This window comes from Pseudoalteromonas sp. S327 (assembly GCF_005886415.1).
In the GTDB taxonomy this organism is placed as follows: domain Bacteria; phylum Pseudomonadota; class Gammaproteobacteria; order Enterobacterales; family Alteromonadaceae; genus Pseudoalteromonas; species Pseudoalteromonas atlantica.
Genome location: NZ_PNDP01000036.1, coordinates 1 through 12,745, shown reverse-complemented (window position 1 = coordinate 12,745; position 12,745 = coordinate 1). Strand labels below are relative to the sequence as shown.

The 12,745-nt window shown below is 40.2% G+C and carries 14 protein-coding genes and 1 tRNA gene; 13 read left to right on the top strand and 2 right to left on the bottom strand.

Annotated elements, in window-relative coordinates; genetic code table 11:
• The first annotated feature begins 160 nt into the window (after positions 1-160).
• The 12 genes from rppH (at position 161) to CWB60_RS11930 (ending at position 10,663) form a co-directional block, all read left to right on the top strand.
• Entirely contained in the window at positions 161-679 is a 519-nt protein-coding gene (gene rppH / locus CWB60_RS11985) for an RNA pyrophosphohydrolase (RefSeq protein WP_004586239.1), read from the top strand.
• A gap of 29 nt (positions 680-708) precedes the next feature.
• A complete protein-coding gene (gene ptsP / locus CWB60_RS11980; protein WP_138579048.1) occupies positions 709-2,973 on the top strand; it encodes a phosphoenolpyruvate--protein phosphotransferase in 2,265 nt (754 codons plus the stop codon).
• Positions 2,974-3,045: 72 nt separating this feature from the next.
• The gene (locus CWB60_RS11975; protein ID WP_054982694.1) at positions 3,046-3,855 is read left to right on the top strand and encodes a sulfite exporter TauE/SafE family protein; all 810 of its coding nucleotides are present in this window, start codon (positions 3,046-3,048) and stop codon (positions 3,853-3,855) included.
• 10 nt (positions 3,856-3,865) lie between these two features.
• Positions 3,866-4,669: a prolipoprotein diacylglyceryl transferase gene (lgt, locus tag CWB60_RS11970; protein ID WP_004586242.1), complete on the top strand. Its 804-nt coding sequence runs from the start codon at positions 3,866-3,868 to the stop codon at positions 4,667-4,669.
• Positions 4,670-4,681: 12 nt separating this feature from the next.
• Positions 4,682-5,533 (top strand): thymidylate synthase, encoded by an 852-nt coding sequence (locus CWB60_RS11965; RefSeq protein ID WP_004586243.1) that lies wholly within the window; start codon positions 4,682-4,684, stop codon positions 5,531-5,533.
• A gap of 19 nt (positions 5,534-5,552) precedes the next feature.
• On the top strand, positions 5,553-6,431 hold the full coding sequence (galU, locus tag CWB60_RS11960; RefSeq protein ID WP_004586244.1) for a UTP--glucose-1-phosphate uridylyltransferase GalU: 879 nt from the start codon (positions 5,553-5,555) through the stop codon (positions 6,429-6,431).
• A 380-nt stretch (positions 6,432-6,811) separates the two neighbouring features.
• Complete coding sequence (locus CWB60_RS11955; RefSeq protein ID WP_138579050.1) at positions 6,812-7,510, top strand: SPOR domain-containing protein; 699 nt, start codon at positions 6,812-6,814, stop codon at positions 7,508-7,510.
• Between the two features lie 211 nt (positions 7,511-7,721).
• Entirely contained in the window at positions 7,722-8,300 is a 579-nt protein-coding gene (locus CWB60_RS11950; RefSeq protein ID WP_138579052.1) for an SPOR domain-containing protein, read from the top strand.
• Positions 8,301-8,459: 159 nt separating this feature from the next.
• Positions 8,460-9,053, top strand: a complete 594-nt coding sequence (locus CWB60_RS11945) for a FlgO family outer membrane protein (protein ID WP_004586247.1) — start codon at positions 8,460-8,462, stop codon at positions 9,051-9,053.
• A gap of 13 nt (positions 9,054-9,066) precedes the next feature.
• On the top strand, positions 9,067-9,759 hold the full coding sequence (locus CWB60_RS11940) for a FlgO family outer membrane protein (protein ID WP_004586248.1): 693 nt from the start codon (positions 9,067-9,069) through the stop codon (positions 9,757-9,759).
• 8 nt (positions 9,760-9,767) lie between these two features.
• Positions 9,768-10,445 carry a FlgO family outer membrane protein gene (locus CWB60_RS11935; protein ID WP_121637832.1) on the top strand — a complete coding sequence of 226 codons (678 nt, stop codon included), beginning with the start codon at positions 9,768-9,770 and terminating at the stop codon, positions 10,443-10,445.
• A gap of 143 nt (positions 10,446-10,588) precedes the next feature.
• Positions 10,589-10,663 (top strand) — tRNA-Arg (locus CWB60_RS11930).
• Positions 10,664-10,830: 167 nt separating this feature from the next.
• Here the strand turns inward: CWB60_RS11930 and CWB60_RS11925 are convergent.
• Positions 10,831-11,346, bottom strand: coding sequence for a hypothetical protein (locus CWB60_RS11925; protein ID WP_138580057.1), 516 nt, complete (start codon positions 11,344-11,346; stop codon positions 10,831-10,833).
• Between the two features lie 109 nt (positions 11,347-11,455).
• Here CWB60_RS11925 and CWB60_RS11920 point away from each other — a divergent pair, with 109 nt between their 5' ends.
• On the top strand, positions 11,456-11,716 hold the full coding sequence (locus CWB60_RS11920) for a hypothetical protein (protein ID WP_138580056.1): 261 nt from the start codon (positions 11,456-11,458) through the stop codon (positions 11,714-11,716).
• 86 nt (positions 11,717-11,802) lie between these two features.
• Here the strand turns inward: CWB60_RS11920 and CWB60_RS11915 are convergent, their stop codons facing one another.
• Complete coding sequence (locus CWB60_RS11915) at positions 11,803-12,363, bottom strand: hypothetical protein (protein ID WP_138580055.1); 561 nt, start codon at positions 12,361-12,363, stop codon at positions 11,803-11,805.
• Between the last annotated feature and the right edge of the window lie 382 nt (positions 12,364-12,745).

Sequence of the window (12,745 nt, the reverse complement as noted above, 5' to 3'; positions counted from 1 at the left end):
CTTGTAATTACTCAGTGCTCATTTAAGGTTAAGTCGTTATGCACATAGTAAATAGTAAACGTGCGATTAGGGCGTGATGACTTTGGGGATAATAGTGTTTGCCGAATTGCAGCTAATGTGGAACAATCATTAAAAATCGACTTACAAATGAGGCACTAAGGTGATTGATGCCGAAGGTTTTCGTGCCAATGTCGGAATTGTAATTTGCAATAATCAGGGGCAGGTTTTTTGGGCTAGACGTTACGGTCAACATTCTTGGCAATTTCCCCAAGGCGGTGTTGATGACGGAGAAACACCCGAACAAACCATGTACCGTGAATTACACGAAGAAGTAGGTTTGCGACCAGAAGATGTAGAAATAGTTGCAAGCTCAAAACATTGGTTACGCTATAAATTACCCAAGCGATTAATTCGCCGCGACTCTAGTCCGGTGTGTATTGGGCAAAAACAAAAATGGTTTTTATTAAAACTGCGTTGCAAAGATGAAGATGTAAACTTGCTTAAAACACATCATCCCGAGTTTGATGATTGGCGCTGGGTGAGTTATTGGTACCCAGTAAGGCAAGTGGTATCGTTTAAACGCGATGTATACAGACGGGTGATGAAAGAGTTTGCACCGTTTGCAATGCCTTTTAATAAAAGAGAACATCATAAAGAACAGTGGCGACACAAAAGGTAGTAGCATAATTATAAAATAAGGAGCAGGTAATGCTGGCAACACTTAGAACTATTGCTGAGTCTGTTTCGCAACAAGCGAATTTAGACAGTGCCTTAGTGTGCTTTGTGAAAATGGTAAAAGAGGCCATGAAAACCCAGTGCTGCTCTATTTATTTTGCCGACTACAGCCAAGATAACTTTGTACTTATGGCAACCGAAGGCCTAAATCCCGATGCCGTAGGTAAGTTTAGAATTGGCTTTACCGAAGGGCTTGTAGGTTTAGTAGCCCAGCGTGAAGAGCCCATTAATATAGCTTTTGCAAAATCTCATCCGCGTTTTAAGCTCTCCCCCGAAGTAAACGAAGAAGGTTATAATGCCTTTTTGTCTGTGCCTGTGGTGCATCAAAAAAAGGTATTGGGCGTTATTGTTGTACAACAAAAAATGGCGCGGGTTTTTAGCCAAGACGAAGAGTCGTTTTTAATTACCCTTTCAGCGCAGCTAGCCTCGCAACTTGCGCATGCTGAAATAAAAGAGCTTTTACGCCAAGACGAATCATCACACCAAACCTCAGTGCTCAAAGGGGTATCGAGTGCCCCAGGTATTGGGATTGGCCAAGCCTTTGTGGTACTGCCCAAGCTTGATTTTAAATCTATAGAGCTAAAAAAAGATCCTGATAGCGCCGAGCAACGCCGTTTGTTTACACAAGCCGTTGCTGCCACCCGCAAAGAATTTAATACCCTGTCTATGACCTTGAGTGACTCAATCCCGCGTGAAGCACTCGCGGTATTTGATGTATACCAACAATTACTTGATGCCAAAAGTTTAGGCCACAATGTTGAGGTACAGTTACAAGAGGGCTGGTGTGCAAAAAGCGCCTTAAAAATTGTTATTGAGCGGCTTATTTCGCAGTTTAATGCCATGCAAGACCCCTACATAAAAGAGCGCGCAGTTGATGTAAAAGACATAGGTTTAAGGGTATTACACCACCTTGTAAACACAGAGCACGCAGTAAAAGATTACCCACCCAATACCATATTAATTGCGAATACCTTAACGCCCGCCATGCTGGCTGAAGTACCTAACGGGCATTTAGCCGGTGTAGTGAGTGTGAATGGCTCAGCCAATAGCCATGCCTCTATATTAACCCGAGCGATGGGAATACCGGCTATTTGGGGTATTGAAGATTTACCCTTATTGCAATTTGATGCTAAACCAATGATTTTAGATGCCTTTGCTGGGCGTTTATATATTTCTCCTTCGCAAGTGTTACTCGATGAATACGCACAGTTAAAGCACCAAGATAAACTACTCAATAATCGCTTTTTAGCAGAGCAAAGTGCACAGTCGATTACCTTAGATGGTGAGCAAATAAATTTAATGCTAAATGCAGGGCTTGAGCTTAATACCGAGCAAAGCAGTGCGCATATTTGCGATGGAGTAGGGCTTTATCGTACCGAAGCATGGTTTATGCAAAAGGGGCAATTTCCATCGCAAGCTGAGCAAGAAAACTGGTATAGGGAGGTGCTAAAAAGTTACCACCCAGCGCCAGTGGTTATGCGAACCCTAGACATTGGTGGCGACAAGGTTTTAGATTACTTTAATATCACCGAAGAAAATCCCTTTTTAGGGTGGCGCGGCATACGCATAAGCCTTGACCATCCAGAGCTGTTTTTAGATCAGCTCAAAGCTATGTTAAAAGCAAACATGGGCTTAGGTAATTTAAAAATAATGCTGCCTATGATCAGCGGTACAGAAGAGGTAGACGAAGCGCTCGCTTTATTTGAACAAGCTTATTTTGAACTGGCAGAAAAACACCCAGAGCAAAACTTGGAGCGCCCAGAAGTGGGCATTATGCTTGAAGTACCCTCAAGTATATTTATGCTCGACGAGTGGGCTAAAAAAGTAGATTTTTGCTCAGTAGGCAGTAACGATTTAACGCAATACTTACTTGCTGTCGATAGAGCAAATGCGCGCGTGGCTCAGTTATTTAACCCATATCACCCCGGTGTGTTAAGGGTATTAAATAAAGTAGCGAATGAATGTAATAAACACCGTTTACCCTTTAGTTTATGTGGCGAGCTAGGCGGCGAGCCAGAGGGCGCTATTTTACTCATTGCCATGGGCTATAGGCATTTAAGTATGAACATGTCGTCGTTAACTAAAGTAAAGTGGATTTTAAGGCGCTTAAATATTAACGATATGCAGCAATTACTCGCAGAGTGCTTAGTGCAATCGAACGCTAAACAGGTACTGCGCTTAACGCGCAATTTTATGATTGAACACCAATTAGGCGATCTATTCTACACCGCCAAATAATGCAGCGCTTAAAGATGCTATTAACTTTATAATCCTTTAATATAGGCGCACGAAAAGGTATTTGAGAACACTATGTATGACTTAGCTTTACTCGTGGCCAGTTGTGCGCTACTTGGCTGTGTAGTTGGCTTTTTAGCTGGGCTATTAGGGATAGGCGGCGGTTTAATTATTGTGCCTGTTTTAAGTAGCTTATTACTGATGTTTGACGTTACTTCACCTGATCACGTATTAGTTATTTCTATTGCAACATCGCTTGCCTCTATTTTATTCACTTCTACTTCTTCAGTCTTGGCTCATCATAAAAATGATAATGTGCCGTGGCAAATTGCACCGTGGGTTATGTCGGGTGTAGGCTTAGGCGCGTTAATAAGTGGCTTTGCCGCAAGTTTAATACCCGAACAAGCATTACGCAGCGTGTTTGCAATTAGTGTTGTGTTTATTGCAGGCAGAATGGTGTTGGCATCACGTAGTAAATCGCTGAAAGAAAAACCGCTACCAAAAGGGATTATTTTAGGGAGCATTTCTGCTCTTATGGGCGCGCTTTCTGGTTTAATAGGTATTGGTGGCGGCGCACTTATTGCCCCTATGCTTAATTACTTTTCAGTTGATATGAAAAAAGCGATAGGCTGTGCATCAGCGAGCGGCATTGTTATCGCGCTATTTGGCTCTATTGGTTATATAAGCGCAGGCTGGCAGGTAACCGATTTAGCCCATGGGTTCGCAGGGTTTGTATACTTACCTGCATTATTTGGTATTGTAATAACATCGTGGTTTGTGGCGCCCTTAGGGGCTAAAGCAACTCATTATTTACCTGTTAATATAATAAAGAAAATTTTCGCGGTGTTGCTTGTGCTCATCGCACTTAAAATGGTTTTTAGCTAAAGGTTTATTTATGGCACTTGAGTTTCCTCAAATCGATCCAATAATTTTTTCTGTTGGACCGCTAAGCGTACGTTGGTACGGTTTAATGTATTTAATTGGTTTTGCGTTTGCGATGTGGTTTGCTAATCGTCAAGCCGAAAAACCAAACTCTGGTTGGACTAAAGAGCAAGTTAGCGACTTGCTTTTTTACGGCATGCTAGGGGTTATTTTAGGCGGCAGAATTGGCTATGTATTGTTTTATCAGTTTAGCTACTTTTTAGAAAATCCATTATATTTATTTAGAATTGACCAAGGCGGTATGTCGTTCCACGGCGGAACATTAGGGGTTATTACCGCTATTATACTATTTGCAAAAACCCGCAAAAAATCACTATTTGCAGTGGGAGATTTTGTGGTGCCGCTGGTTCCGGTAGGCTTATTAGCAGGGCGTATTGGTAACTTTATAAATGGCGAGTTATGGGGCCGCGTAAGCGATGTGCCATGGGCAATGGTATTTCCAACGGGTGGGCCGCTTGCGCGTCACCCATCGCAGTTATACGAAGCCTTTTTTGAAGGGCTAGTCCTGTTTTTAATTTTATTATGGTTTATTAAAAAGCCTCGCCCTGCAGGCAGTGTAGCCGGTGTATTTTTATTAGGGTACGGCGTATTTAGATTTTGTATTGAATACTTCCGCCAACCAGATGCGCAGCTTGGCCTATTTGCCGATTTTATCTCAATGGGTCAAATACTCTCGTTACCTATGATAATTGGTGGCCTAGGGCTATTAATTTGGGCGTACAAAAAACCGCAACCTGTAACCGCAGCAAAGGCATAGTAAGAACAGATCATGAAACAATATTTAAAATTATGTCAGCGCATCGTTGACGAAGGTGTATGGGTAGAAAACAAACGCACAGGCACGCGCTGCTTAACCGTTATTAATGCCGACTTAGAATACGATGTAGGTAATAATAAATTTCCTATGATCACCACTCGTAAAAGTTACTACAAAGCCGCTATAGCAGAGCTTTTAGGTTATTTACGAGGGTACGATAGCGCAGCGCAATTTCGCGATATAGGCTGTAAAACTTGGGATGCAAACGCAAACGATAATAACGCATGGCTAAATAACCCTAACCGCAAAGGCGAGGACGACATGGGCCGCGTTTATGGCGTGCAAGGGCGTAATTGGCAGCGCCCAGATGGCTCAACGCTCGATCAGCTTGCTAAAGTAATAAATAACTTAAAAAACGGGATTGATGACAGAGGTGAAATAATTACCTTTTATAATCCTGGTGAGTTTGAGCTTGGTTGCTTGCGCCCATGTATGCACACGCATACGTTTTCGCTGCTTGGCGACACGCTGTATTTAACATCGTATCAGCGCAGTTGCGATGTGCCTCTAGGGCTTAATTTTAATCAAATTCAGTGCTTTGTATTACTGGCATTGGTAGCGCAAATTACCGGCCATAAAGCAGGTAAGGCGTATCATAAAATTGCTAACGCGCATATTTACGAAAACCAGTTACCGTTAATGCGCGATGTACAGCTAACACGTGAGCCGTTTGACTCACCGCAATTAAATATTAACCCAAACATAAAATCACTAGAAGATATAGAAACATGGGTAACACGAGACGATTTTGAAGTAGTAGGCTATCAATGCCACGAACCAATCCAATATCCGTTTTCAGTATAATAAGATTAAGGAGAACAAGATGAAAGCAGTGATCCCAGTAGCAGGCCTTGGAACGCGTATGTTACCTGCCACAAAAGCTATCCCTAAAGAGATGCTCCCAGTGGTAGACCGCCCGCTTATTCAATATGTAGTAAATGAAGCGGTAGCAGCAGGCGTTAAAGAGATTGTACTTGTAACGCACTCAAGTAAAAACTCTATCGAAAACCATTTTGATACCAGCTTTGAACTAGAAGCCACGCTTGAAAAACGCGTAAAGCGGCAATTACTTGCCGAAGTACAGGCAATTTGCCCTAAAGATGTGACCATTATTCACGTACGCCAAGGCGAAGCCAAAGGCTTAGGCCACGCAATTAACTGTGCAGCGCCAATTATTGGCAACGAACCCTTTGTGGTTATTTTGCCAGATGTAATTGTTGATGACGTAGAGAGCGACCTTAAAAAAGACAACCTAGCAGAGATGATCGCCCGTTTTGAAGAAACTAAGCACAGCCAAATTATGGTTGAGCCAGTACCAATGGACGAAGTAGACAAATTTGGTGTTGTTGATTTAGGTGACGTAGAGCTTCACCAAGGTGAAAGCTCGCCAATTATAAACATGGTAGAAAAACCGCCAGTAGATGAAGCACCTTCAAACCTATCTGTAGTAGGGCGTTATGTATTGAGCGAAAACATTTGGCCACTTCTTGCTAAAACGCCGCAAGGGGCTGGCAACGAAATTCAACTTACAGATGCAATTGCCATGCTAATGCAGCAAGAAAAAGTAGACGCGTACGCAATGAAAGGCCGCAGCCACGATTGTGGTAGTAAAATAGGCTACTTAAAAGCAACGATAGAGTTTGCTCTGCGCCGCGACGAGTTTGCAGATGATTTAAAAACATTTATTAAATCGTTAATTTAGTTTTTATTAAATTACCCACCAAGGCGCCTGTTTAGGCGCCTTTTTTAGTGCTAAATTATTAATACAAAAATAGGTATGGGTTTACTTAATTTTAACCACGCCAGTAATAAAGATGGTCTACGCTTAATTATGTTCTGAATTTGACTTGCGTTATATAGCAACATAACGTAATTTATATTGTAAAGTTTATGTTAATTGGCATCAAAGTTGTATTAAAAGCCAAACTCACGGAAGGGTCATGTTAATTTTATCTAAGCAGGTAAATTAGCGTGCGGGAGCAAAAATCGCTCATTGTTTAAATTGCTAAGTTAAACGCTTTCTTGTGAGAATGTTTAACTGAAATGTAAGTGCACAGGCACTGCTTTCAGGATAACGGGTACATGCTTAAATTAAAAAAATACTATAAACACTTTTTTGTATGCCTTTTTACGCTTACGTTTGGCACGGCGTGCTCTATTACGCCTACCGCTAAACCTGCTGTTGATAATGAAATACCTAACACCACGCCCGATTACGTATCGATAACTGCACTAGAGCTTGCGCAATTAAAAGATGCCGCAATGCAATGGCAGCAAGCACGCGCCGGTATAGAGCGTATTTTAAAGCTTGAAAAAGAAATTACTTACCTGGTTAATCATATAGATATAATAAACTCTAAAGCTATTGCACAATCTAATGCAAGCCCTGCCTACAGTAGCCGTTACACTCGCACGCCTTCGCGTACAACCAGTAACAAGCCGCGTCGTCAGCAAACTTACAAAGCCGCTAACAATAACCAAAAGCAAACTCTAAAACTTAATACCCCTAAACATGTATTTGCATTACAAGTTGCCTCGGTTGATTCTAAGCAAGATGTAGCCAAAGCCTGGCAAGAACTAAATACCAAAGCAGCGCCACTATTTAGAGATAAAATATTAACTAACGTAGAAACCGCAAAAATAAATGATAAAACCTTTTATCGCTTAAAGCTTGGCTCTTATAAAAACCTTAAAAATGCCAAAGCCGACTGTGAAGTATTTAAAATGTATAAGCTCGACTGCATTGTAAGTAACTACACCGATAAGCCAATTAAACTTTAATAGTGATACCAACCCGCAATAATAAATAATCATTTTATGGGCCTAATCGTGTTGCGTTCTGCGTTAAAAAATTCTCATTTAGAGCAACTAAATAGCAATTTTTTTGTCTAGCTATCAATACGTTTTACTATCCTCATAATAGATTACTTAATTAAGTTAATTGGTATAAAAGCGCAATAGGTCCTAGCACGCGTGACTTGCTAAGCGTTGATTGGCTGTTAAAATAGCGCCCACTCTTACCCAAATTAACAACATACTTATGCTGCACTACAAGGATTTTTTAGCCACATTAGTTTTAGGCTTTGCATTAGCAAACAGTGCTCACGCACTCGCAACGGCCCAAAAGCAGACGGTGCTCATTAAAAAAGATGATTTAGCCGTATTAAAAGAGTCAGCGCAGCAGTGGCAACAAACCAAGCCTCAACTAGAAAGACTGTTAAAGCTAGAAAGTGAATTACAGCGCACAGTAGATAAATTAAAACAACTTAACGCGCACCCAAAACCACAGCAAACTAACCACTTAGCTGTTGTTAATACAAATGCGCTGTTTGCTGTGCAAGTGGGGGCGTATAAAAATAAAGCGGTACTTGAAGCGGCTATAAAGCAATTTCAATCGGCCTCAAATAAGCTTGAAGTAAATACCGAGCAAGTACTGATTGACCAGCACACCTTTTATAGATTAAAGCTTGGTGCGTTTAAAACAAAAAAAGCAGCTGAAGATGCATGTAAGTCATTAATAAACAATAATACCTGCTTTGTCACTTACTACGTCAAAACGCCTCAAAGTTAATTAACCTGAACTCTGGTTAAGAGCCTTACTAGCATATTGAACTATCTTGATACTTAAATTTATTATCTCTGGCTAGAGATAGGTTTATTATCCAGAGTTTAGGTTAATTAGGCATAATAATTGCTTTATCCTCGGTATGTTTTGAAGAGGACGGCAACTATGCGCCTTTTACTGCCTTTAGTATTGTTAAATTTAACTGCTTGCAACTTGGTTCCGCCCCCAGAGCCGAGTGTGCCTACTGACGCGCCAAAAGCAGCAATGGCACCCTATACCGTTAACGAGTATGTAGCAAATCTAACCTCGCAGCTTAACCATGTAAATGGCGCTTTAAATGCCAATGCGCGCATTGGTGTGAGTAGCTTTTTTTATGCAGATGCTTTAGATACTAAGCTAGTAGCAGGGCAGGCCTCGGGTTTGAGCTTACAAATTCAAGAAAGCTTATTAACGCAATTTACCCAGCTTGGCTATCATACCGTTGAGTACCGCCTAGGTAATAACCTTATATTAGCGCAAAACGCAGACAGCATATTAAGCCGCGACTTAAGTAAATTACGCAATCGCCAAAATATTGACTTAGTCATCACCGGCACTGTAACGCGCCAACAGCATGCTTATATAGTTAATGCACGACTCGTTAATATTGAAAACAAGCAAGTACTGTCGGCAGGCAGTACAGAGATCCCTATAAATGTAATGTGGGGAAATGAAAAAATTCAGCAGCGTGACGGCTCTTTGTACCGCAGCGAATATTAATCAGGAGCACACCATGAGAAACCTATTAATTACCCTATGTTTGCCATTAGGCTTTGGCTGTTCGCAAATGTTAAATTCGCTACATTCAGAGCCAGAGCAAGTTGAGCAAGATAATGCAGCCCAGCTTGTTTCAGAGCAACGTGCGGTAAAAGCACCTGCACCAAATGAAGCGTTATTTCAGTCTAATTTAAACAAGCAAAGTAACTACACCAAAAGTGCCCCCGCAAAACGCAAAAATATAAACCATTATGTGCGCGGTATAATGCAAGACATGGTCGAAAACCTGCAATACGTAAACGACAAAACGCCACTTGCCGTTTCTAGCTTTGTATTTTTAGATGATGACTACAGCGATGGAAGCCTGTTAGGTAACCAAATAGCCGAAAGCTTTATGCACGAGCTGCATAGTTTTGGAGTACCGGTTATCGATTTTAAAACCACCGATTATATGCGAGTAACCCCCGCAGGCGACTTTGTATTTAGCCGCGACTACCTGGAGCTAAACCAAGATCAAAACTTTAATTACGTATTAGCAGGAACACTTGTGAGTCACCAAGGTGGCGTACTGGTAAATGCACGAATAGTGGGCATTAAAAGTAAAGCGGTAGTGGGCAGTGCGCAAGGGTTTATCCCTCAATCAGTGGTTGATGCGCTAAACAGTAGCTATCGCACCGACGGAATTATGCTTAAACAAGCCAGCGAGTGAGGTTGACCATGTTTTACAAACTATCTGCTATAGCAGGGCTAACGGCAACGTTAGCATTAACTGGCTGTTCAATAACGCAAAATAATGAGCATAACGAAAGCATAAACACACGCTCAGACTACACCGTGGTAACGCAAAGTAGCCAACCAAAGCCTATGTATGCCAACCAATCTGTGCAGCAGCAAAGTGAGTACGACACAGCAAGGCAGTTTACACCGCTTAAACACCACAAAACGCTGGCAAACTATGTAGAGCAAATGGCGCTGGATTTAGTCGATACGCTTGAAGCCGAAGCGCCCGATAACAACAGCATCAACATAGCGGTTACCACCATTGTAGATTTAGACGCATCGCTTAATAAAAGTAATCAGTTGGGTAATCAATTAGCAGAGACGTTTATTCATCAGCTGCAAAAATTTGGCTACGGCGTGGTAGATTTTAAAACCATGGACAACATTGATGTATCAAACAGAGGCGACTTCGTGTTATCTCGCGATATAGAAAAGCTAAGCGAAAGCAGCATGGCTAACTATGTATTAGCAGGTACGTTAATTTACCGCCCAAATGGCGTAGCAGTAAATACCCGCGTTATAAATGTTCACAGCAAACATATTGTAGCAAGCAGCCGTAAGCTCATACCGCTGTACGTGTTAAACAAAGAAGATATATATTTATCAAGCAATTAAGTTAATTTTAGCTTGATATGAAAAACAAGATGCCGTTATAATTTTTGTAAGCTGTAAGCTGTAAGCTGTAAGCTGTAAGCTGTAAGCTGTAAGCTGTAAGCTGTAAGCTGTAAGCTGTAAGCTGTAAGCTGTAAGCTCGATGCGGCCTCTTAGTTAAATGGATATAATGGCCCCCTCCTAAGGGGCAGTTGCAGGTTCGATTCCTGCAGGGGCTACCAACCAAAAAAGCTAATGCAATATTAGTAACTCTTTTGTGCCTGCGTAGGTCGGATAAGCGAAGCGCCATCCGACACAGTAAAATACCTTATCAATTATTATCAATATTTTATGCTGTCGAGTGGCTGGAGAGTGCCAATTGCGGACAGTCGTAACCTTGTTAGGCATTTTAATGTGGGCCAAAAGCCCAATTACATGAAACCCAAAAACTATAATCTTCTTTATATTCTTTATATACACTCAGTACAGAATAAACCTGAGCGGGTAACACGTATTTATTAAATGCTTCTTCTGGTAATTGTAAAACTGAATAGTTATAAGGAATAGCTAGCTCATTTATATTCTTAAGGTTCAATTTGGCAAGAGTTTTTTTAATAATATCGTCAGGGAAATCTGCAACAAATGAGAATATTTTTCCATCGGAAATAGAATTTGAATAAATATCAAAGGAAGTTGTTTCGCCATCAATAGAAAAGCTAGGTTTCCCATTGGAGTTAGGGTAAGTGATTTTAACAAAGTTCCTAATCACTTTCGGAATATCAGACATTTCAATACAAATTAAATGGCTTTTATACAAATCAGATATAATAACAATTGCAGATTCAACTAATTTAGATTTAGCGATTAAATTATCAGATTTCGATTTTTTATAAAACCTTACGTCATCGTTATCAGATTGATTCATCGAATCTTTTTTAAATCTTGATGCATCTAGATTAGTACATTTAAATAAAACATTTTCTCCCAAACATAACGGTCAAATTATTTCTAATATTTTTTCATCTGTGTCTGATATGAGTCCATTTTCAATAAAAATTTTCTTTGAACGAAAAGCATTGATTTTATTTTTGATACACTTTCTAACATGGTTTTTGAAGGATATCATTGCTGAAAAACTAGCTATTGAAAATAATGAAGGCTCCCAACCTGGTTCAAAGAATACCCAGCCTAAAGATCCAATAAAAATAATAACAGTAAATATAAACAATGTAGCCTTCCTAAATATGATGCCTAACGCCGCGTTAAGTGGTGAGCAATGCAGACCCCCTACTTAAACCATTGTGCCGTAAATACTTAGACTGAAGAAAACCGAAAATGCCGAGCGTTGGGAATCCGTCTTAAACACGTTGTTATGACGCTATTATCTATGGTTTTCTGCTTTCAACATATCTCGGAACAAATCTTCCATTTGATCAAAGACCTTTATGCGTAATACTTGTAGCTGCTCTTCGTATTTTTGTTCTGATTTTTCATGGACTAATTTATAGCCTAGATTCATAACATTATTTATTTCTAGAGCAATGTCTTTTGGAAAATACAATCGATGATGGTCAAAGTAATCATTTAATGCACGAAAATCAGTCTCTAAATTGATACTGAAATCTTCCAGCTTTTTATCAGCTAAACTCAGACAACCCAACATTAAACGATATAGCTCAGTTATGCAGTCTTCCCGCTTTTTATAGAGGCTTGTAAATGTCACTTCATGTTCTTTTTGAAGTTGGGAAAGTTGAGATTTGAGACTTTCAATTTCTTTCTGATATTCAGCCTTTTGCGTCTCAAGTTTAGTTTGGTTGACCAGCTCGTACTTCTTAATCACGCCTTTAGCGATCGTATTTGCGAACAGTTTCGCTACAATACCTAAAGCTGCTGAACTGCCGATAGCTGCAAAAATCGTTGTAAATGCTGACTCTAAACCCATTTAATTTTCCTTAAAGTTGAATAACCGTCATAACAACTTTATCGAAGGATGCTCTCCCTATTTAAGCGCCAAAACGTCCTTATTTTATGTACTTATATTAATAGCAAATAGCGTAAGCTATTGCCAACTATAAATATTATGCTTTATGTAGCTTATATAAACATGTAAAAAAGAGGAAAGTGTCCCTGACTCTTATTAAGTTAATGATAACTCACCTGAATGACTATATATCGCTCAAAGCCGCCCTTAAAAAACCAAAGATACCAATAACTACTGAGTTGAAGTGTTAGTAAAACAGTAATTTTAGTAACTACACATAAAAAAGCGAGTAAATAAAAATCTACTCGCTTTAAAATTTTGACAGCTTACAGCTTACAGCTTA